The following is a 22,226-nucleotide window of genomic DNA, read 5'->3' as shown; positions in this document are numbered from 1 at the left end:
TTAAACAATGACATTACTGCAACTTGATGTCGAATTGTTCTACGCTGCTATTATTCATGCCTGCCATGCGGTTATTAGTCAGCGTGAGACGCTTAATGAAATAAATGTATTCCCAGTTGCAGATGGCGACACAGGAAACAACATGTCAGCCACAGCGCAAGCTATCATTACTCATTCGACTTTAAAACCTAACTTTCTGGAAACATGCCAATCATTAGCAAATGCAGGAATTTTAGGCGCACGTGGTAATTCAGGCATGATTTTTTCTCAGTTCTTTAATGGTTTTCTGGATATGTCTTTACCTGAGACATTAACTACTAAAGATTTTGCTAAGCTTATTAAGCTTGCCTGTATTAGTGTACGTCGAGCCATTGTAAATCCAGTTGAGGGCACTATTTTAACGGTTATGGATGCTTGGGCTCATAGTTTAGAAAATAAAGCAGCAGATTACCCCTGCTTTAATCTTCTTTTAGCCAATACAATGAACGACGTTGAAAGAGCGCTTGCTGCAACCGAGCATACGCTCAAATTACTTGAGGAATCTCATGTAGTGGATGCAGGTGCTTTAGGCTTTAGTTGCTTTATTAAAGGATTTGCTCAGTTTTTAGCTAAACCTTCTATTAAGTTAAAAACCACTGATATTATTCATGAACAAAGTCATCATGAGCTATTTAATCATCGCGAACCACCAACAAATCGCTATTGTACTGAGGCATTATTTTCAGGTAATAAAATAAACCAAACTGAACTAACTTGCTCGCTACAAGAATTAGGCGATAGCATGGTTATTTCGGCTAATCAAAATTTATGTCGTATTCATATTCATAGTAATACTCCAGCAAAAATTTTTACTAAATTACGTTCTATAGGAAAAATTCAATATTCTAAAGTCGATGATATGTTACGACAGTACCAATCTATTTATGATAAAAAACACTCTATTGCGTTGGTTACTGACTCTAGTGCAAGTATTCCGCAGCAATTACTCGATCAATATCAAATCCACTTAGTTCCGCTAAATGTACAGCTAGATGGTAATGATTTACTCGATTATTATTGTTTTGATATTAATCAAGTTTTTGACATTCTTGCGACTTTGAAAACCTACCCTACTACCTCTTCGCCAGCTTATGCAGTTATTAATGAAACAATTAATAGACTTGCAAAAAATTATGAACATGTCCTTGTTGTTAGTGTCGCAGAAGCTTTAAGTGGAACTTATAACGCTTTTTTAAATGTAGCGAAGCAATATTCTAATGTGCATGTCATTAATTCTTGTCATGTTGCAGGTAGTCAAGGTCTATTACTTTATTATGCGGCCGAACTCATAGAGCAGAATTATTCTATTCATCAAATCAAAGAAGCCTTATTAGAAAAAATAAGTAAGACTTACTTTTTTATTGTCGTTAACCAATTCGATTCTTTAATTCGCTCAGGGCGAGTAAGCAAATTAAAAGGAAAATTTGCTCAGTATACTGGTTTAAAGCCTATTATTTCGCTTGATAAAGAAGGTAGAGTGATCCTAGTGGACAAAGCATTTAATGAGGTTAAAGCTTTAAGTAAAGTGGTAATTAATATTAGTACGTTAATAGAAGATAACGCCCTAGAAAACTATTGTATTATTCATGCAGGGATACCTAAAAAAGCCCAAGAATTTGCTGCAATGACTGCTGAGGCTTTTAAAAAAGAACCTTTGTACATTGAGCCTGTATCTATAGCAATTGGTCTACATGCGGGCAAAGGAAGTATTGCTATTGCTGCAATGCTTAGTTAAGTCTTAATGTATTATCAGTTATATTGTTATCTAAAATAACTTCGTTGTTTATTTTTTCTAATTCACGGATCATTTCTAAAGTTATTACCTTCTGTAATTCTTTAACTGCTGTTACACGCAGCGGATGACTATGACTTTGACGTTCATTAAGCCATACATAAATAGCCGCCATCATTTTTTGCAGTGCATCTAATTTATCTAGAATAACACTATTAGAATACCAATAAACAAGTTCATCTAACTCTGTAGTTGCTTTAGTACGCCAACTAAAAAATCCGACATGACTTTCCATTTTCCACCAGTCATATAATAGTTGATCATTTAACTCTGGCAGCTCTCTAACTGGCATTAAATCTAATTCCTTAGACGCTTGCGCTACCATGTGCTGGTATCTTATTAAACTAGTATTTAAGGAATTAGTCGGTGGATAAATTCTTTCTTCTAGCCACTCTTTTAAAATATCAATTTGAACGTTACGTGAGGAAGAGTTAAACCGGATATTATGCATAATTTGCCAGTTTAGTACCTGATAATAAAGTAATATTAATTGCTCCAAATCATAACTATAAGTCTCATTCTTTACCTCAATAGTTAATTCGCTTATTGTCTTACTGATTAAAGATGTTTGGTAAGTTAAAAAGCTTATAAGAGGAGAATATTCATCACAAACACTTTTCCACCATTGCTTTATATTGCCTAATCTTAAGGCTTGCTTAAGCTGTTCTTCTGTTCGTGTAGGTTTAAAAAAATTCATAGTATGTATAAGTAAACAATTCCTAGTTTGGTCGAGTTTAGATCAACTCTCTTACTATTACAAACCAATTATATTTATGCAAATAAAATAACATTTTGATTATATATTGATCTATTAGATCAATTTTATGTATAATAGCAGTCTAAACTATTTATTTGAGGAAAAATCATGCCATTCGGTTTGTTTAACGCTTATGTACCTACAGAAGGCGGTACAGGTGCTCAGAGAGCTAATGCATTTTTTCAATTAATCGGCGGTGCTATATCTAAACTTGATACTAACCTTACTCCAAAAGTACAAATTCCCCAGAAATTTTCGCAATTTTGTATGAGCATGTATGCAGCTTGTCGCTCGGATGTTGCAGTGCCTGAAAGAATTCAGCATGCAGGATTAGCCTTAATAGCAGGCGGCGAATTAGCTCTAGCTGTTACGATGTTAGTAAAAGGTATTCCTTGTGATACCGCTGATTCTACTAATGATTTGTGCCAAAGTGATGTCATATTAGAGCTTTTTTACGTTGGCTTATTAGCTGTAAGTTATGGCGCAGCAGAAATTATGACTTACGGGCAACGAGTAGCTCAAAGAGCTCAACAGAATCAACAGGGTATACTACCTGTATACCAACCAGTTGCACAACAAAATCCTGTTCCACCCCGTAACCGTAATTGTGCAATTATGTAAATAACTTTATTAAGCGCTGCTTAGATTTTAAGTAGCGCTTAATTTAGATTAACTATTATTCTTCAACTTTAATATCAATTTTCTTTTCAAGAGCCGCTTTTTTCTTAGGGATAATAACTTCAAGCACGCCTTGTTTATATTTTGCACTTATCTTAGCATCATCTACCGTTTGGGGTAGGCTAAAACGTCGGTAGAATTGTCCTTGTGCACGTTCAACGCGGGTGTAGCCATTTCTTTCTTCAGTTTTATCAAAGTGACGCTCACCCTGAATGGTTAATAAGTTATTTTCTAATGAAATATGAATATCTTCTTTATTAACACCTGGGATATCAGCAATGACAACGAACTGATTTTTTTCTTCTTTAATATCAACTGAAGGTGCCCAAGTACTTGTTGTAACAAAAGATGAATCGTCTTGTTGGCCGCGTAAAAAATTATCCCATAGTGAATTAAAGTCTCTGTATAATGATGGAAAATATTCACGTTTTAAATTACTCATCACTAATTCCTCCTTAATGAAAAATGGTATGCTTAATAAATAATACCTAAATTTTAAAATTCAAGGCCTAATATTGAGAAAATTTAATTTAATGATTTTTATAGAAATAGTTAATATAAATTAAAAGACCGTTGCCCCTACCATCATCCTATTTGTAGAAATACTACGATAATTCTCTGAATTAGATGTAAATGAATGATATGCATTTGTTGATTTATTTGCATTGTTACTACTGGTATTTAAGTAACTATCAGGTCCAACACTTGCTGAACAACCTACTAAAAAAGCAATATTTAAAGCTAATACTACAGATGTAACTAGCCTCATCATGAATAACTCCCTGTGGTTGTTATTAGCAAAATAGCAATAACACGGCGTTGCCTTATATAAAACAAATGAAATATCCTTATTATCCGCTGCCTACCTCATGTGAGGTTAAATCTAATAAAAGAGTCTTTAGCAGATTTTCGATTCTGTCATGGGCAAAGCTGCATTATTAAGAATAGGCTAAACATAAATTGTTGCAAGTTGATTTTATTAGCTAATTTAGTCACTACGAAGCGAGACAATAGGCTCCATTTTAGCGGCTCGTTTTGCTGGGTAAAAACCAAAGAAAACGCCTGTAGCAACCGACACAGCAAAGCCTGCAACAGGTGGTAGTAGATAAACCATAAAAGCCCAACCACTAAAATAAGCGACTCCGGCTGTAAAAAGTAATCCCAAAATGACACCTAAAACACCACCTAACAAGGATAAAATAATCGACTCGACAAGAAAGAGCATTTGAATTTCTTGATTACGAGCGCCAACAGCTTTTCGAATACCAATTTCTTTTTTACGTTCACTTACGGAAACTAACATTACATTCATCACGCCAATACCGCCAACTAATAAGGAGATACCACCAATAACGGCTAACAATAAGGTAAAGATACGTCCTTGGCTCTCCATACTAGCAATAATTTGTTTAGCACTACGTGGAAATACACTTAGTTTTGGTGCGTAAGTTGCCATGTAATGTTTAAGTTCTGCAATTACCTCATCGATGGCACTATTAGGCTTTAACAGCATAATCGCATTATTGATTTTATTATCCTTACTAATTAAAGAAATACCCGAAATAGGGACAATTACGGCCTGGTTAATATCTTCATTAAAAAAACCACTTTCTTGCCAAGGCTTAGCGACACCAATAATAGTGTACATAGCTTGCCCAATACGTAACTGTTTACCCATAGGATTATCTAGCGTAATTTTCTTTATCTGTTCAGCTAGCCCATTACCAATGACGCAATAGTGCTCAAAAGATTCTACAAAAGAAACAAAATGCCCTTGTGCCAAATTAATATGAATAATTCTTGCCAGAGCATCATCAGCGCCAACAATGGCGCCTCTTAACGGAAAACCTTGAAAGCTTATCGTTTGATAGGCTGTAGAATAAGGCGCTATCTCTTTAATCGCTGCAATTTGATTAGGCGTTTGACGCCATAGAGTTAAAGAAATTTCATTACCACCGCTTTGAGAAGCTTGCTTTTGTTCCTGTTGAAATAAAGACACGGCCAGTAAATCCGTACCAAGCGCTTTAAATTGTGCTAACGCTTTTTCGGTTGCAAGTTGCCCGCAACTAATTAAAGCAACAACCGCAGCGGTACCCACTAAAATACCTAATACAGCTAAAAATGAGCGTAGTTTGGCTGCATTTAAATTAATAAACGCTTGTTGACAATGACTTAATACATTCATGATTTACTCTCAGCGGCAATTTGCCCATCGACAAGCGTAATACGGCGACTACATTGAGCAGCAACATGATTATCATGCGTGACCATAATGATGGTTCGCCCTTCAGCATGCAACTCTAGGAATAAATTTAAAACTTCTGTACCCGTTTTCGAATCAAGAGCGCCTGTAGGTTCATCTGCGAGAATAACTTGCGGCTCCCCAACTAAGGCACGTGCAATAGCAACACGTTGCTGCTGGCCACCAGATAATTGTGTAGGTTTATGATGGGCAAATTTCTCCATACCAACACGTGCTAAAGCTTGCATAACGTATTTTTCTATATCAGTGGTATTTATATTATTTCGATAGATAAGTGGTAATGCGACATTTTGCTTTGCTGTAAACCGAGATAACAAATTAAATTGCTGAAATACAAAGCCAATTTTTTGATTACGTAAAGCCGCTAACTCATCTTGATTAAGCGCTGCCACATTACGCTGATTAAGTAAGTATTCACCACTGTCACTTTTATCAAGCAAACCAATAATATTCATTAAGGTTGATTTACCTGAACCAGACGCACCAACAATAGCTAATAATTCGCCAGCATCAACGGTCAATGAAATTTTTTTTAATATTTGACTTGTTACGCCTCCTAGCGAATAATTTTTAATTAGGTCCTTAATTTGGATAAGTGACTTAACCATCGTAAACTACCGTTTCACCAATTTTTAAGCCTGAATCTACAATTACTTTATCTGTAAGAGCAGAACCTGTTGCCACTTGCCGCGTTGAAATTTTCCCATTTGCTAACACCCGTACAACACTAGCTCCTTTCTCTTGTTTTACCGCTGCAATAGGAATAACTAATTGTTCTTGTTCTTCCAGTGACAAGGCAATGGCCGCACTCATACCAACTTTAACTAACGCTTGCTGCTTGGGTGTTAAGCTTGTGACTGCAACTGTGGCATTAAATGAAGGTAAACCATTGTTGCTAGTGCTTGATGCTTGTGCATTAATAGCGACTAATTTTCCTTCAAGAATTTCTTTACCTAAAGCCACACCGGTTATTTTAGCCTTCATGCCTGGTTTAATTTTATCGATATCAATTTCGGGAACATCAATTTCAACACTAATCCCGCTTAAATCTCCAATTAAGGCAATCACTTGCCCCGCTTTAACAGCTGAACCTACTTTTAGTTGACCTGATTTTTCCTCTCCTGATTTAGGTGGAGCAAGCAATATACCTTGAGCGGAAGCTTTTAAATGAATGAGGTTATGATCTTTGGCTAAGGCTTGTTTAACTTTATTAAATTCAGCAATGCTTAAGGCTGATAAGTTTTTTGCGTCGGTGTCATCAATTTTTTCGAGCATTTCAGTCAATTTTCGTGTTGACTGCATAAGCGCTACGCGAGCAGTATCTAAGCTTGATTTTTCACTTAAATAGTTATTTTTAGCAATTAAGCCTGCTTTCCATAACTCATCTGTGCCAGTAAATTTAGCTTTAGCAACGGTAAAATTATCTTTAGCTTTTAAATAATCAGTTAAAATTTCATTATATTGTTTTTGCAGTTCAGTAGAATTCAAAGTAATGACTACTTCATTTTTTTTAACTACTTGTCCATAGTTATAATTCATTTTCTCAATGACAGCATCCATAGGGCAAGTGATTGCATTTTCATGAAGTGGCTGAATTGTGCCTGTAAAATACAAAGTTTTATGAATAGGTTCTGCTTTAACAACATAAGTTTGCTGTTTAATAGATGTCGGTTCATGAGAATTACCGCATCCAAATAATAAACTTATTAAAAAAACTATTATGACAATTTTACTAATTTTCATTGACCATACCTAAGCTTAATCTGCCATTCATCTAACGTGGTACCCAATAAACGCTGTAGTGCGGAGAGTTGATTTAAATAGGCTATCTTAGCACTAATTAATCCAGCTTGCGCTTGAATGAGTTGATTTTGCGTATTATTAACATCTAGTGCCGTAGCAATACCTGCTTGTAATTTTTTCTTTTCTAATTCATAGGATTGTATAGCTAATTTAACTTGCTTTTCAGCTAAACGGTATTGTTTAGCCTGACTTTGAATACCATTGATGGTATTGGTAATAGTAGTTATTAAAGAGCGTTTTAAGGCAATTAAGTTTAATTTATCCTTTTCTAATTTTACTTTTGCATTAATTAATTGACTACGTCGGTTTAAATCATTAATTGGAATATTCAGTGATAAACGCACTGATTCATTGAGATTTCGACCATTATAGATACCACGCAAACCTGTATTAAAACCTGTTACATCTGTCGTTGTACCTGACTGAATTCCGCCACTTAAATTGAGCTCCCATAATTGCTCATTTTTAGCTAAGGTATAAGCTCTTTCGTCCGCCTTTAATAGTAGCTTTTGTGCTAAATATTGACTGTTATGCGCAAGTGCCATATCAATGGATTGCCCTAAATTAGGCACACGAACATTATCTAAATTAACATCATTTGGCACAGCTAAACGCATTTCAGGATCAAGACCAATAGTTTGTAATAAATCTTGTGCAGCTGTTTTAAAATCATTTTCAGCTTGCTCAACCATCAAACTTAATGATTCTATTTGATAAGATTGTTGAATATTACCCGTAGGCTCTAATTGTCCTGCAGTAATTTTCTTCTCGTTAATGGCAAATGTCCGCCGTGCTTCTTCTAACTGACGGCGCTGATTTTCTAAATTATTACCACTTAAAATTAAATTTCGATAAGCACTAATTACCTGCGTAATTTGATCAATGATAGATTGCTTTAAGCCAATTTTGTTTAAGTACTCTGTATCTCTTGCATCTAATAATCTAGATTCATTAACCGCTCTACCAAATCCTCGTAACAGTGGTTGTGTAAAAGAGAAATTAAGTACCGGGGTATAGGTATTATAATTTGGAACATTATTATCTATTCCTAATTTTAATGATGTACCGAACGGTGTTTTTAAGGACACTTCAGGAGAGGCTAAAAATGACTTATTGACACTATGGCCAACATCACTGTAATTATTATTTTCAATTGAAGCCACCCCTTCTAAAGCATATTGAAGTTCAAATTCATTATTGGCAAGGCGCAACTGATAACGCTGAATAATTCTATCAAGTTCAGCATTTTGGATATTTGGGTTATAGCGTAGAGCCAATAAAATAGCTTCTCTTAAACTTAAATGTTTTGCTTTCTTATTTTTTTGATTTGGCGCCGTTGGTAATTCAACCCAATTATTAAGCATATATTCAGGATTGTTAATTGCTGTTTCTAGACGTTGCTGCGCTTTGGTGCTCTCTTGTTTTGGCGCTTGAACCATAGGAGAGAACGAGCTAGTCTCGTTAGCCATTTTAGGTTTAGTAGTTGCATAGAGATTAGGTGCCCCTAACATTACATTTAAGGCCCCATAAAACACTAAACGAATTAACTTATTGTTTAATAAAAGCATCAAACCTTACAATACTTCATGTTTAAATTTAAATCATATATTGCTGCACTATACCAGTTTTAATTTTAGTGGCAAGTTTTGAGCATTGTTTAATAGTCCTCTTTCCGAGCTGTTAAATGCAAACTAAATTCTTTAGAAAAAAGGGCTGAAAAAAGTGCAGTGTACAAGAAGTACAAGAACATTTTGAAGCACTTTTTTGTCTAAACGACTTAGCAGTTTATGATTGTTTAGAAAGATAGCTAATATTTAGATACAGTAAAAACTATTCCTTCGGAGTATGTCTATGAGATAATCAATAACTAAATGATTTTTCCTAAAATGATATGAAATATTCTGATTTACGCGACTTTATTGGCCAACTTGAAGCCCGTAATTTATTAAAGCGTATTGATTACCCCGTATCGCCTTATCTTGAAATGACCGTAGTAAGCGATAAAGTATTAAAAGCCCAAGGGCCAGCACTGCTCTTTACTCAACCTAAACAGGCTTCTATGCCAGTGTTAACTAATCTTTTTGGAACTGTGGAGCGTGTAGCATTAGGCATGGGTGAGGAAAATATTACAGCCCTACGAGAAGTGGGTAAATTGCTGGCAGCCTTAAAAGAACCTGAGCCTCCCAAAGGTTTTAAAGACGCCTTTAATAAATTACCACTGCTAAAACAAGCTTTAAATATGGCGCCTAAATATGTTAACCGTCCAATCTGCCAAACCCATGTGTGGGAAAAAGATGAAGTAGATTTATCTCGCCTACCTATTCAAACCTGTTGGCCAAAAGATGCAGCCCCTTTAATCACCTGGGGTTTAGTCACGACCAGAGGGCCTGATAAGACACGTGAGAATATGGGGATTTATCGCCAACAAGTATTAAGTAAAAATAAGCTAATTATGCGCTGGCTTTCGCACCGTGGCGGCGCGCTGGATTATCAATCCTGGCAAAAAGCTTATCCCGGTGAACGCTTTCCTATTGCGGTTACTTTAGGCGCTGATCCCGCTACTATTCTTGCGGCGGTAACTCCAGTCCCAGATACCTTATCTGAGTATGCGTTTGCTGGTCTCTTACGTGGTCAACGTACACAGTTAACACGCTGTATAGGCAATGATCTCCATGTGCCTGCCACGGCAGAAATAGTGTTAGAAGGCTACCTTGAGCCTGGAGTTGAAGCACCTGAAGGCCCTTATGGTGATCATACTGGCTATTATAATGAAGTACAGTCTTTTCCTGTATTTACTGTTGAACGTATTACACATCGTGATGCCCCTATTTATCATAGTACCTATACAGGGCGCCCACCAGATGAACCTGCTATTTTAGGTGTTGCTTTAAATGAAGTTTTTATCCCACTTCTGCAAAAGCAATTTCCAGAAATCGTTGATTTTTACTTACCTCCTGAAGGATGTTCCTACCGCTTAGCGGTTGTTACGATGAAAAAACAATATCCTGGGCATGCTAAACGAATCATGATGGCTGTTTGGTCTTTCTTAAGACAGTTTATGTATACAAAATTCGTCATTGTTTGTGACGACGACATTAATGCCCGCAATTGGCAAGATGTTATTTGGGCAATGACTACACGTATGGATCCATTACGCGATACGGTGTTAATTGACAATACGCCTATTGATTATCTCGATTTTGCTTCTCCTGTTTCAGGACTAGGCTCTAAAATGGGATTAGATGCAACAAGTAAGTGGCCAGGTGAGACGCAACGTGAGTGGGGCATACCAATCACAATGGATGATGATGTTTTACAAACTGTTAACGCTTATTGGCAACATTTAGGAATATCATTATGACAAGTGCTTTAATTAATGCGCAAATTGAGCGCATTGCCCCGCTGACTGATAAAATAATTGAGCTAATATTGGCGCCAAGTACTTATATTGATTATGAAGCAGGCCAGTACTTGCAAATTTTTTCTGCAGATGAATATTTAAGCTATTCTATTGCCAATGCTCCATTAGGTTCACATAAGTATGAGCTTCATATCCGCCATGTTCAGCAAAATCGTTGTAATCAAACGTTATTTGCTGAAATTAAACAACGTGGCGCGGTTAATATCAAATTACCCTTTGGCGATTGCCATTTAAGTCAATTAAAAAAAAATGCGCCTATTCTATTTATTGCTGGTGGAACTGGTTTTGCACCCATTAAAGCGATGATAGAACAACTATTAGCTACTGATGATTCAAGGTCATTTGAACTTTATTGGAGTGCCCGCTCACAAAGCGATTTATATATGGATGAAAAAGTAAAACAATGGCAATCTCATGTTAATCATTTTCGCTATTTTCCTCTGTTATCTAATACCAATTTAAAAGATAAGATTGCTGACTATGTATTTAATCAACATCCACATGATTTAAATAAGTATGAAATTGTTATTGGTGGCCCCTTTGATATGGTTTATGACATTCGTGACGCGCTAGTTGCACGGGGGATTTCAGCGAATCAGATGTATTCTGATGCATTTAGCTTTGAAGTAAAAAAGGAGTAGTTTCATGGAAACACTTTATCAAATTTTAGGTCTTGTTGGTGCTGCATTAATTATTTGGGTGATGTATCGTAGTATAAAATATCGACCAGATTTATTTAGCCGGGATAATTTAAATAAAAGCTTCTTTACTATGGGTGTATTAGCACTTATTTTAATCGCTTTTGTAGGTTTACTAATACTAATGGTTAGAAATACCTAAACCAACAATAAGCTAATCTCTAAAAACAGCTATATGAAATGGCCGAGGTGCAGGTGTACCATCAGGATTATAGGTATGTACTTGCATCTGCAAAGGATCTTCCATTAAGCCCACGGTGATTAAGCCAGGAGAGACTTTTTCATACATTGAACTACCAATGGTGCCTGAAAAGTTTGTTTTTGCTTCGCCTTGTAGTTTAATTTTCCAGGTAATAATATATTCATTAACGCCGTCGAATTCGCAATTATCTATCATATAACCGCGCGCGATTGTGCCATCGGCGTTGATTACACAAGCTAATCTATTCTCAAATTTGCTCATTGTGACTCCTCCCTAGTTTATATTTTATAATTATAGAATAAGCTTTTCTAATGGCCAGTGTTGATTTAGCAGTGTAAATAGGCTCGATAGACTTCTTTTAAAACTGTTAGTGACGAGACAAGGTCAAATGAAAAAACACTGAAAAAGCACAGTGTATATAAAGTACATGAGCATTTTGAAGTGCTTTTTGCATTTCAGATTGGCCATCAATGGCAGTTTTGCAAGAAGTCTAATGTCTACTTACATTAATACAATAGCGGCCACCATTCTCATTAAGATAGGTAGATAATTTTGGATTATCGACTGTATTTTCCAAAAGGTCTAAACATAGATGACATTCTTCTACATAAGTCATCTGACTACTATTATCTACAAGTAAGCGATACCAAGGGTTACGCGTAGCAAACTCTCGTCGACTTGCCTGGGGATTAGGTCGACCTGAAGCTTGAAAAAGAGGATCAATATCGATAATTACTGCCCGATAACCATGACGCTGATGTATAACACAATCTCCAATATTAAATTTAGCGACTTTTTGCATGTTATCTTTCCTTGTGGTCAAGATAGAACATGTTTTTTATCGGTCATTCAAGCATGAACTTAAGCATCCTCTTGCTTATGGGATCTTCTATAATGAGACGTGTATAAGGCTAGAATAATACCAAATTCATATAATAGACATAAAGGAACAGCTAGGATTACCTGGGATAAAACATCGGGAGGCGTTAATAACATACCAATAATAAAGGCACTAACAATAATATATGGTCTAATTTGCCGTAAAGTAGCAATTGTTATCAAATTTAGATTAACTAGTGTTAAACAAATTAAAGGGACTTGAAAGCAAAAACCAAACAATAATAACATTCGCGTAATAAAATCTAATGTACTTGTCATATCTGGCATTATCTTAACAGCTAACGGTACCGCTTTTGTAAAAAATTGAAACATAAACGGCAGTACAATATAAAAACAAAATACTACGCCTATCACAAATAATAAGACACTTAATAAGATAGTACTGCCTAATTTTTGTCGCTCATTTGCATAAAGTCCTGGTGCCGCAAACCGCCATAGGTGATAAATGGCAACTGGTGCTGTACAAAGTAAGGCTATATTAGCTGCTAGACTAAGTGGTACTAAAACAGGAGCCGTAATTTGAGTGGCAATAATAAAATTATCAGGTGGCAAAGTAGACAATAATGGCTTTACTAGCCAGTAAAATAAAGGATTGGCAAAATAAAAAAAAAGTATAAATAAGCTTATAAATACAACCATCACTAGTAAAGCACGCTGTCTTAATTCTAATAAGTGGCTTAACATGTACAAGTTAGGTAATCAAATTTAAAATTAGCATAGTTGTATTATTAGCTAGTAGCAATAATTTTTCCTAATTATTAAACTTCTCTAGCAAAAGTAAATTTAGTATAAACTAGTTTTAAATAGGCAGAATATCAGTTTGGTAGCTAAAAATCATAATTTTCCTGTATAATAAGGTTGTTTGAGGTAGTTAAGTGAATCATAAGCCAAGAAAGCGTTTTGGGCAGAATTTTTTACAAGATCAAGGTGTTATTGAAAATATTATTAATGCACTTTATCTACACTCGGCAGATAACGTTTTAGAAATTGGGCCTGGAAAAGGCGCATTAACTCGCTTACTACTACAGCATTTGCAGAAATTATCAGTAGTTGAGATTGATAGAGACTTACAATTATTTTTGGCTAATCATTTTAAAGGCGCACCATTACAAATTATAGGTGCTGACGCTTTAACAATTGATTATACTAAGTGGGGAAATCAGTTACGGATAGTAGGTAATTTACCTTATAATATTTCAACCCCTTTAATTTTACATTTATTATCATTTGTCAAAAATATTAAAGATATGCACTTTATGCTACAAAAGGAAGTTGTTGAGCGATTAGCCGCCAGTCCGGGTGGTAAAGCATATGGACGTTTAAGTATAATGATGCAATATCATTGTGATGTAACCTATTTATTTGATGTTCCTCCAGAAGCTTTTTATCCTAAGCCTAAGGTAGAATCAGCTGTTGTAAGATTAGTACCTCATATTGTTTCCCCTTACCCAGCTGTTGAACTTAATATGTTACAAAAATTAGTGGCTACAGCATTTTCAATGCGGCGTAAAACATTAGCTAATAATTTAAAATCACTTATTAATAGTAACGAATTAAGTAGTTTAGGAATTGATGCGAGACAAAGACCGGAGCAAATTAATTTACTAAACTATATTAAAGTGGCTAATTTTTTATCAGAAAAAGCGAATTTAATTACTAAACAACAACATTAATAGAGGGTTATGGCTAAATTTTTGGAGATTAACTTGTTTCATCGAAATGGTAAAAAGGGATCTGGGCAGAAACCATTAAAGGATTTAATACGTATTATGTCTGCAGAAGAGATTCTTGCTGAAGAAAAGCGAGCGTCTCTACTTCAACAAATTCGTACGACCTGTTCGTTAGAACAAGCTCGTTTCGATAGCCTTTGTTTAAGCATTATTCAAAATCTAATTAATTATGTTCAAGTTTTGCCAGAAGCCTCAAATACTTATTATTCACAGTTAGGTGGTTTATTAGATTACGCGCTTAATCGTACGGAGTCTGCACTTAATTTATTTAAAAATTTTGTCCTATTAGAAGACGATGCTAATTATTCAGAAGAGCAAAGATTATGGCAATATGCCTTATACTCTGCTGCTTTATTACAAGGCATTGGTAAAATTCAAATTGATTATCAAGTTGAACTTTATGATAACAATGGCCAATTTTTAAAATTATGGAACCCTTTATTAGAAAATTTAGTATCTGTAGGCAGCCATTATAGTTATAACTTTCAAAAAGAAGCAAATATTGACTTACGTCGACGTTTAAACATCCTTTTAGCACGCGCTTTAATGCCCAACAGCGGGTTTACTTGGATTGCTTCAGACTCACAAGTACTTGCTGTTTGGCTAGCATTACTTAATGAAGATCCTTACTCAGCCGGCACCTTAGGCGCTATACTAATTCGAGCCGATGCTATAGCATTGCAACGATATCTCAACCAATTGAATTTTAAATTAAATAGTAATAGAAATAATCGTTATGGTAGAGCTGGAACTTTTGCAGGGTTTGTACCTGAATCTGTTAGCGAAATAGAGCAACAAATAGGGGTACAATTCATCCAGTGGCTCGGTAAATCCTTAGAGTCACGTATTATTATGATTAATAAAGCACCACTATTTATGGTTCCTGGTGGCCTACTTATGTCACCGGAAATATTTAAATGGTTTGTACGTGAGCACCCTGAATATAAAAATTGGCAAGCAGCCCGCAATGGCTTTTTATCTTTAAAACTCCATCAAATTGGACCAGATGGCAATATTGAAGCTCGTTTTGAACAAAATAAAACCAAGCAAATGCATAGCGGTGTAGTATTTAGTGGTTACGCAATAGCTTTACCTAATAGTGTATCCGTTCACAATTTAAATACCGGAAAAGTAGCAACATGGTCTGCCATAGAACTTATTCATTCAGCACAGTCTTCTAGTCATTTTACAGCTTTAGAGAAACCTAACTTGACTACATCTCTACAAGTACTTAATAAATCTGGGCAATGGCAAATAAATACCGCAACCGAACAACCTGATCCTAAGTTAAACTCTGGAATAACCTCGCGTGGTTGATTATGCCATTGGTGACATACAGGGCTGTTATGAACCTTTAATGCGTTTACTTAATCATATTCAGTTTAATGAACGCTCTGATAGACTTTGGCTTGTAGGCGATTTAGTTAATCGTGGCCCACAATCTTTAGAAGTACTTCGATTTATTAAAAATTTACCTCTTAAACCTTATATTACTTTAGGCAATCATGATTTGCATTTGCTAAATAAACTCTTTGGTAATTCGTATAAAAACAATAAGGATGATACTTTAAAGCCTATTTTATTTGCCGATGATCGCTATGAATTGGGCCATTGGTTACGTAAACAACATTTTCTCTACATTAGTGAGAACTATAAGGTTGTTATGTGTCATGCAGGCATAGCACCCATATGGGATTTAGCAACTGCTAGAGCATGCGCTCAAGAGCTTGAAACTATTTTACAGGGCGAAAATTATATCGCTTATTTAAATCATATATATGGAAATTTACCAAATCGATGGTCAGCTGATCTTAAGGAATTTGAGCGCTGGCGCGTCATTACCAATTACTTTACTCGTATGCGTTTTTGTGGCATGCAGGGAGAGTTACTTCTAGATTATAAAGGAACTATTAAGCAAGCACCGCCAACGGCTATGCCATGGTTTGCTCTGCCTAATCGTCCCGTAATTGATGCTGATATTATTTTTGGCCATTGGGCAGCTTTACAAGGTAGGTGTCCAGATCCTCATATCTATGCATTGGATACAGGCTGCCTGTGGGGCGGGCATCTTACAGCTTTACGCCTTTATGATAGAAAACGCTTTTCTGTACCTGGCCTAAGTGTTAAATCATTTAATTAATTTACTAATCTTTTACTTTTAAAAAAACAGTAAAACAAACGATTGAACCCTGACCAGGCTCGGATAATATATTTAACTCTCCACCTAGTAAGCCAATATACTTTTGCGCAATACATAAATTTTGGCCAAATGAATCATAATGACTTATTTGCGCAAAGTTAACATTATTTAAATAATTTTGTATTTCACAAGGTATACCATTTCCGGTATCAATAATACTAAATTTTAACTGAATATAAGTTAGATCTTGTACCAGCGTTTCTATTTTAAGAGTTATAGAACCTGACTGTGTATAAGACAATGCATTAGTTATTAAGTTCATTAAAATACGATGTAGTTTTACCCTATCAGTCAAAAAAATGGGAAGACAAGCCTCTATTTCTATATAAAAATCAAGGTTTTTCATTTTGATAGCTGGATAATATAGTTGATAAATATCCTCAACTATCTTATTTAAGTCAGCTACTTCTTGATTAAGCTCATTATTGTTAGCTTGCTCTATAACTAAATTATCTGAAATTTGCTCAATTATCCGCAGTAATTGGACGCTACTTTTCTTTATCCAACATGCTTGCTGGCGTGCTTGTAGCTGATTGACTTGTGTCTCTAAATGGGTTGAAAGCGCACAAATACCTTTTAAAGGCTCTAAAATATCATGTCCTATGTTGGCAATAAATTCTGTTTTTATTTGATTAGCAAGTTCAGCTCTCTCCTTAGCTCGTCGTAACGCTACTTCCATTTTTTTCCGCTCGGTTATATCAATGGATACCCCTAAGACACCAATAACTTGATTATTTTTATTACGTAGGGGCGTCTTATTAGAGAGATAAATAGTCATACCATTGGCCATTACTGCATATTCTTCAGTAATATGTGGCTCTCCTGACTCCATCACCAAGTTATTAACCCTATTTAATTCCTCCGCTTGATCGCACCAAGGCATATCGTAATTAGTTTTGCCAACAATATCCTTACGTGATACTAAGCGTGCATTGCGCGCTTGCAAATCATTACAACCTAAAAAAACATTATTTCTATCTAGCCAGTAAACATGTCCAGGCATTAAAGCTAAAATACTTTCATAATAGTCTTGTAAATCTTGTAGATTATTTTGAAATTGTTTGCGTTCAAACTCTAAATTATTTTTTAAACTTTTAATTTCTAATTCTTTCTCGTTAATAATTTTTTTAAGAGCACTGATATTATCAAAATCCATTGTTTAGCCTAACTTAACTAGTGTAGAAATAAATAAATAAACCATTAAACGCTATAATTTAACCAAGTTTGAACAAATTTGCTATTCCAGTGCATAATAAAATCAAATTTATTGATTTTCGTCGTATTTTCTACCGTATATTTAAACAAATATATTGATTATTGACCAGTTTTCTCCTACCCTTATCAACCTTTCAATTAGCAAAATTTTCTAAAAAATAATTACATTAAAATATTGTTCAAGAATTTTAAGTTTTATTAAAAAAAGTAGAACGATAATTTCTAGACTTTTTATTTAATAAATAATTATTCCGGCTGAGGTAAAAATGAGAGTCAAAGGCCCAAAAAATAACAAGTTTATTGCGGCTAAATTTAATGGTAAAACAAAATCTTTATTTAAAAATTCATTACAAGAAACAACAAGTCTTGTATTATTAAGTATCAAAGGTAACGAGTTTTGCCAAAATAAATATTTAGAAGCTATCATAAACCAGGCACTGCAAAGCCCGCACAAATTAGTTACTTTTCTTATTGCAGATGAAATACACTGGCACAATTTAAAAGACGAAAAAGATCCTACCGTTGAAAAAGAATTAAAACAGCAAGCAAATGATTTGGGGTCTAACTATTTTGAAGACCATTTACAATACTTTTTAAAGCCCCTTGGATTATCTGTTACAAAATTCAATACCCTCTATGGTGATCTGAGCACTTCTGAAAAAATTAAAGTTATAAATGAAATGGCACAAACCAATGATTTAGGCTTTCAAATAATTAGATGGCAAGATTGGTTAAAACATTCTATCTATGAAAAAAAACAATTGGCATTAGAAAAACTTTGCCAATTAGATTCTGAGCTGCAAAGTAGTATTAATTTATCAGCAAATGAGTTTGCTAAGAGACATGAAGATGAGGCCGATTATGATTTATGGCTAACGCGTTCTAAAGACTATTTAATTGAAGAAACAGCAGCAGTAATATGGCTGGCAATAGCACTAGATTATAATTTTATTATTTATCCGGGTAAAATGCCCAAACCTTTTGAGGCGATGAAAAATTATCTTTCGCATCAGAAAAATCATGCTATATATGGATTTCCTGAAGATGATATTAATGTTGAATTAACTGCTAATTGGTTAGAGGTTTTCTTTCAGAGAGTAGCTAGCCCCATTGCTGATAATCAAAATGTTATTAACAATTCTTTAAATTTATCAGATAACGGTACACCTTTGATAATACCGTCTATTAATAACTTATCCTCGCCCGGCTTACAAAAGGAAAAAGAATTAGGACTTGCTGGGTTAAATCCTCATCGATTTTTTAACTTAGACGCTTTATCAAAAGTACTAAGTCATACTAAGTCTGAATTAAAAAATACGCCCATTAAACAACTTGCTTATGAAGTTACTCAGGCTATTGTTGCTAAAGGAGACTCTCCAGAAAAGCAAAGCGAATTGTTTACAGAATTTTTAAATGGTGTCACTACAGCTATTATAGAAAACGATGGCTCTTTAGATGTTAAAACCGAATTAATTGAACATTTATTTGAAAAAGCATTAGTACTTTTAAATGAATATAAATTAAAACAAAAACTAGAGAGCAAAGAGGAAGAAGATAAACTATGTAGTCCTGCTTTAGCATGACATAAGATAATAAGAAATTAACTCACAATAAAATTAATTAATTTTACTTATAAGTGAACAGATTATAATAAAGGTCTTACTCCCTTCATTTATATATTTTAATTAAATTAATTGAGACTATGCCGCTAGAAACTTTATTGCCCTTTAGCATGCTCTAAGATCTTAATATTATCTACAAAGCATTTTGTCTCACCACGCCAAGGGAACACATAGGCTTCGCAGTGATAAGTAAGGACTACATGCTTATTATTTTCCATAGCATAGATTGCTTGGTTTACTAAATCTGACTTAAATTGACCAAGCGTAAAATTAAATTCTCGCCCGGTTACTCCACTCGCGTTGTCAAGCCCGCCTCGAATTAGCTCTCCTTCATAAGTTCCCCAGTAACGGCCTTCTTTAGCTACTTTTACAATAACCCCAGACTTCTGCCCCGATTCAGTCTTCCAACAGCCTGTTAACAAACTGCAAGCCATTAAAAAAAAGCTAGCTAGAAGGATTTTCATAAGTGCGCTCCCGAATATAATTATCCAGCTTAATAAACAATTTAATAAAGCTCACCTTAATAAATAATAGCTTATAAACTATTTATATATTGGAGTTACAATAAGTTTATATGATGACTTAATTAAAGTAAGTTAAGTATACAAATAAATACAATTTTATCGTTGATAAAGAGCTGTATGCAAATTTCATAGTAAATTTTTATTAAGTAATTATTTCATTGGATATGACGATTAATCTTTAGCTACTTTTAATTTAAAATAGTAAAGTAATTGAAGAATTTATAGGAATATTAGTGCATAGTTTAAGCAAAGAAATAAGAGAATCTAGTCTACCTTCACTAAGCTAACCTAGCGAAGGTAGATACAAATTATTGCATTATAACATAGCGACCATGTTGAACAGTATAAGTATGGCCATCACGATAAATAACACCATGTCTACGATAAGCAACCATATCTCGATAAATAACAGGTCGACCTGTTAATACACCTACACCAGTACCTACAGTATTTGTAACTACTGCACCAGATGTAGTAACAACACCTGTACCTGTACTGACAAGGCCATTTCCAACAGTATCTACTGTATTCCAACCACAACCTACTAAGCTAGCTGAAAGTACAGCAATAGAAGCTCCTGTGAGTATTAACTTTTTCATATTATTTCCTCTTTAGTTAATAGTCCTTAATTAACTACTACAGTTTAAACATAGTATAAAATTTAATAATTGCGAGTTTTAATAAGAGAAATTGCTTCTTTATTGAGTAGAAATGATTCAATATATACTAAGTAAGAAGTTTTTAATTAAAGTTCTAATTTTGGACAAGCAAAAAAAAGAGAAACATCTTTTTCACCACGGCCTTACTTCCCACGACTTGTTCACGGATCCAATGATTCAATTAAATCGCTGGATCCTGTGGACAAGCCACAGGACGTAGGCCTTATGGAAAAAGTCTTTCAACTTAACCCACTGCCTACGTCTCGCGACGTGCTCACGGATCTAATGATTCAATTAAATCGCTGGATCCTGTGGACAAGCCACAGGACGTAGGCTTTGTGGAAAAAGTCTTTCAAATTAACCTACTGCCTACGTCCCGCGACTTGTTCGCGGGATCCAGTGAATCGGTTAGATGGCACTCTTCTGTGGACAAGCCACAGGACGTAGGCCTTATGGAAAAAGTCTTTCAACTTAACCCACTGCCTACGTCTCGCGACGTGCTCACGGATCTAATGATTCAATTAAATCGCTGGATCCTGTGGACAAGCCACAGGACGTAGGCTTTGTGGAAAAAGTCTTTCAACTTAACCCACTGCCTACGTCCCGCGACTTGTTCGCGGGATCCAGTGAATCGGTTAAATGGCACGCTTCTGTGGACGAGCCATAGGACGTAGGCTTGATAGAAGGAGCCTTTAATAAACTTTTTTTATACCAGGGCAAATTTGTCCTTGCATTAACCTTGGTTGTATCTGATTCTATTAATATAGACTCCAATTTCATTCAGGCCACCTTTGGATACCAGTCTGGCCACCTGAAATAATTTTTTTAATCATACTAAATCGTTGTTTATTATTTAGTCATTCAAGCCGATAACTATTTATTGCAACTAGTTTAGACTATTAATTATAAAACAGGCGATGTTGGCAAATTCTCGTCAGCAGCTTTTTCTGTAACTCCGCTCGCAGTTGCTTTTTCTTGGAAGAAAGAAGGCAGTAGAGCTTTCTTTGCCTGCGCGCTAAATGACTTTTGAGAACTGGGCTCATTTAACTGCTCTACAGTTAAATCCAGAAAATTCTCTTTTAGGGGTGCATTATCTAATCTTTTTTCACAATAACGTGAGACTAGTGCCATAGTTAGACCTATCGCCAGTATAATTCCGCCAACTAATGCAATGGTGGCGCTACTTACAGCAATGGCTGCCGCAACGGGTGGGATTAAAGTTATTAGCGCTGAAGTCCATGCTAAAATTCCTGCTAATACTAATAAAGCGCCTGCTGCTTCTACTTTAGGATAAGTCATTATTTGTACAGCCAGATTGGTATCTGGAGTTTTTTTAATTAAAAGTGTAATTTCTAAAGCTAAGTGTTCTTTTGGTATAATTTCCACCTTATTTAACTCTTCATCAAGAATATTCCATTTAAACCCTGAATGAAACACACCATATCTACCACCATTATTTAACATAGATATATCAGCTATATCATAAAAAATAGTTAGCTTTTTTTTGTAAATAGTAGCCCATCTATCACTATACTCTTCCTCACCTGTTCCAAATGAGGAATGGCTTAAGTAATAATGAATTCCTTGAGAGGACTTATTATCTTCTAATAAAGGTCTAAATAACTTTGGCACTATGTTCCTCAGTTAATCAAAATGGCAAATTTTAAATTATTTTCACGCTGTTTAATAGGAAAAAAATGCCTAAGCACTAGAACAAAGTTTT

General features: G+C 35.0%; 23 protein-coding genes. 9 read left to right on the top strand and 14 right to left on the bottom strand.

The genetic code is table 11. From position 1 onward, the window contains the following. Positions 1-7: 7 nt before the first annotated feature. On the top strand, positions 8-1,774 hold the full coding sequence (locus tag ACNVED_RS00360; protein ID WP_419419791.1) for a DegV family protein: 1,767 nt from the start codon (positions 8-10) through the stop codon (positions 1,772-1,774). Here ACNVED_RS00360 and ACNVED_RS00355 read toward each other — a convergent pair. Beyond that, positions 1,767-2,528, bottom strand: coding sequence for a hypothetical protein (locus tag ACNVED_RS00355; protein WP_419419790.1), 762 nt, complete (start codon positions 2,526-2,528; stop codon positions 1,767-1,769). The genes ACNVED_RS00360 and ACNVED_RS00355 overlap by 8 nt on opposite strands. Positions 2,529-2,696: 168 nt before the next feature. Between ACNVED_RS00355 and ACNVED_RS00350 the strand changes: the two genes are divergently transcribed. Beyond that, positions 2,697-3,209 carry a hypothetical protein gene (locus ACNVED_RS00350; RefSeq protein WP_419419789.1) on the top strand — a complete coding sequence of 171 codons (513 nt, stop codon included), beginning with the start codon at positions 2,697-2,699 and terminating at the stop codon, positions 3,207-3,209. 55 nt (positions 3,210-3,264) lie between these two features. On the opposite strand, the gene ACNVED_RS00345 is transcribed toward ACNVED_RS00350, so the two are convergent. From ACNVED_RS00345 to ACNVED_RS00320, 6 genes are all read right to left on the bottom strand, one after another. Continuing rightward, positions 3,265-3,708, bottom strand: a complete 444-nt coding sequence (locus ACNVED_RS00345) for an Hsp20/alpha crystallin family protein (RefSeq protein ID WP_419419788.1) — start codon at positions 3,706-3,708, stop codon at positions 3,265-3,267. Between the two features lie 120 nt (positions 3,709-3,828). Continuing rightward, positions 3,829-4,038 (bottom strand): hypothetical protein, encoded by a 210-nt coding sequence (locus tag ACNVED_RS00340; RefSeq protein ID WP_419419787.1) that lies wholly within the window; start codon positions 4,036-4,038, stop codon positions 3,829-3,831. 216 nt (positions 4,039-4,254) lie between these two features. Then, positions 4,255-5,451: an ABC transporter permease gene (locus ACNVED_RS00335; RefSeq protein ID WP_419419786.1), complete on the bottom strand. Its 1,197-nt coding sequence runs from the start codon at positions 5,449-5,451 to the stop codon at positions 4,255-4,257. Further along, the gene (locus ACNVED_RS00330) at positions 5,448-6,137 is read right to left on the bottom strand and encodes an ABC transporter ATP-binding protein (RefSeq protein WP_419419785.1); all 690 of its coding nucleotides are present in this window, start codon (positions 6,135-6,137) and stop codon (positions 5,448-5,450) included. The genes ACNVED_RS00335 and ACNVED_RS00330 overlap by 4 nt, the downstream gene beginning before the upstream one ends. Beyond that, a complete protein-coding gene (locus ACNVED_RS00325; protein ID WP_419419784.1) occupies positions 6,130-7,272 on the bottom strand; it encodes an efflux RND transporter periplasmic adaptor subunit in 1,143 nt (380 codons plus the stop codon). Before ACNVED_RS00325 ends, ACNVED_RS00330 begins: the two co-directional genes overlap by 8 nt. Then, positions 7,269-8,801, bottom strand: coding sequence for a TolC family protein (locus ACNVED_RS00320; RefSeq protein WP_419421121.1), 1,533 nt, complete (start codon positions 8,799-8,801; stop codon positions 7,269-7,271). Before ACNVED_RS00320 ends, ACNVED_RS00325 begins: the two co-directional genes overlap by 4 nt. A gap of 422 nt (positions 8,802-9,223) precedes the next feature. Here ACNVED_RS00320 and ubiD point away from each other — a divergent pair, with 422 nt between their 5' ends. Genes ubiD through ACNVED_RS00305 form a run of 3 tightly spaced genes read left to right on the top strand, consistent with a single transcriptional unit; the run spans position 9,224 to position 11,593 of the window. After that, on the top strand, positions 9,224-10,693 hold the full coding sequence (gene ubiD / locus ACNVED_RS00315; protein ID WP_419419783.1) for a 4-hydroxy-3-polyprenylbenzoate decarboxylase: 1,470 nt from the start codon (positions 9,224-9,226) through the stop codon (positions 10,691-10,693). Continuing rightward, a complete protein-coding gene (locus ACNVED_RS00310) occupies positions 10,690-11,394 on the top strand; it encodes an NAD(P)H-flavin reductase (protein ID WP_419419782.1) in 705 nt (234 codons plus the stop codon). The genes ubiD and ACNVED_RS00310 overlap by 4 nt, the downstream gene beginning before the upstream one ends. A 4-nt stretch (positions 11,395-11,398) precedes the next feature. Then, positions 11,399-11,593: a hypothetical protein gene (locus tag ACNVED_RS00305; RefSeq protein ID WP_419419781.1), complete on the top strand. Its 195-nt coding sequence runs from the start codon at positions 11,399-11,401 to the stop codon at positions 11,591-11,593. 12 nt (positions 11,594-11,605) lie between these two features. Here ACNVED_RS00305 and ACNVED_RS00300 read toward each other — a convergent pair whose 3' ends face one another. From ACNVED_RS00300 to tatC, 3 genes are all read right to left on the bottom strand, one after another. Next, positions 11,606-11,914 (bottom strand): hypothetical protein, encoded by a 309-nt coding sequence (locus ACNVED_RS00300; RefSeq protein ID WP_419419780.1) that lies wholly within the window; start codon positions 11,912-11,914, stop codon positions 11,606-11,608. 229 nt (positions 11,915-12,143) lie between these two features. Further along, entirely contained in the window at positions 12,144-12,455 is a 312-nt protein-coding gene (gene hspQ, locus ACNVED_RS00295; protein WP_419419779.1) for a heat shock protein HspQ, read from the bottom strand. 59 nt (positions 12,456-12,514) lie between these two features. Then, positions 12,515-13,237: a twin-arginine translocase subunit TatC gene (tatC, locus tag ACNVED_RS00290; RefSeq protein WP_419421120.1), complete on the bottom strand. Its 723-nt coding sequence runs from the start codon at positions 13,235-13,237 to the stop codon at positions 12,515-12,517. 191 nt (positions 13,238-13,428) lie between these two features. Between tatC and rsmA the strand changes: the two genes are divergently transcribed. From rsmA to ACNVED_RS00275, 3 genes are read left to right on the top strand one after another with little or no spacing between them, the layout of a single operon-like run. Further along, entirely contained in the window at positions 13,429-14,226 is a 798-nt protein-coding gene (gene rsmA / locus ACNVED_RS00285; RefSeq protein ID WP_419419778.1) for a 16S rRNA (adenine(1518)-N(6)/adenine(1519)-N(6))-dimethyltransferase RsmA, read from the top strand. 33 nt (positions 14,227-14,259) lie between these two features. Beyond that, the gene (locus ACNVED_RS00280; protein ID WP_419421119.1) at positions 14,260-15,600 is read left to right on the top strand and encodes a TraI domain-containing protein; all 1,341 of its coding nucleotides are present in this window, start codon (positions 14,260-14,262) and stop codon (positions 15,598-15,600) included. Further along, a complete protein-coding gene (locus tag ACNVED_RS00275; protein WP_419419777.1) occupies positions 15,593-16,423 on the top strand; it encodes a symmetrical bis(5'-nucleosyl)-tetraphosphatase in 831 nt (276 codons plus the stop codon). Before ACNVED_RS00280 ends, ACNVED_RS00275 begins: the two co-directional genes overlap by 8 nt. A 4-nt stretch (positions 16,424-16,427) precedes the next feature. On the opposite strand, the gene ACNVED_RS00270 is transcribed toward ACNVED_RS00275, so the two are convergent. Next, a complete protein-coding gene (locus tag ACNVED_RS00270) occupies positions 16,428-17,639 on the bottom strand; it encodes a PAS domain-containing sensor histidine kinase (protein WP_419419776.1) in 1,212 nt (403 codons plus the stop codon). Between the two features lie 325 nt (positions 17,640-17,964). Here ACNVED_RS00270 and ACNVED_RS00265 point away from each other — a divergent pair, with 325 nt between their 5' ends. Further along, complete coding sequence (locus tag ACNVED_RS00265; protein ID WP_419419775.1) at positions 17,965-19,281, top strand: hypothetical protein; 1,317 nt, start codon at positions 17,965-17,967, stop codon at positions 19,279-19,281. A 134-nt stretch (positions 19,282-19,415) separates the two neighbouring features. Here the strand turns inward: ACNVED_RS00265 and ACNVED_RS00260 are convergent, their stop codons facing one another. From ACNVED_RS00260 to ACNVED_RS00250, 3 genes are all read right to left on the bottom strand, one after another. Next, positions 19,416-19,784, bottom strand: a complete 369-nt coding sequence (locus ACNVED_RS00260; RefSeq protein WP_419419774.1) for a hypothetical protein — start codon at positions 19,782-19,784, stop codon at positions 19,416-19,418. A gap of 368 nt (positions 19,785-20,152) precedes the next feature. Continuing rightward, positions 20,153-20,443 (bottom strand): hypothetical protein, encoded by a 291-nt coding sequence (locus ACNVED_RS00255; RefSeq protein WP_419419773.1) that lies wholly within the window; start codon positions 20,441-20,443, stop codon positions 20,153-20,155. Between the two features lie 963 nt (positions 20,444-21,406). Beyond that, positions 21,407-22,135 carry a hypothetical protein gene (locus ACNVED_RS00250; protein ID WP_419419772.1) on the bottom strand — a complete coding sequence of 243 codons (729 nt, stop codon included), beginning with the start codon at positions 22,133-22,135 and terminating at the stop codon, positions 21,407-21,409. Between the last annotated feature and the right edge of the window lie 91 nt (positions 22,136-22,226).

This window comes from Legionella sp. D16C41 (genome assembly GCF_048541585.1).
Lineage (GTDB): Bacteria > Pseudomonadota > Gammaproteobacteria > Legionellales > Legionellaceae > Legionella_C.
The sequence above is the reverse complement of the archived record's forward strand: the minus strand, read 5'-3'. Positions and strand labels throughout refer to the sequence as shown.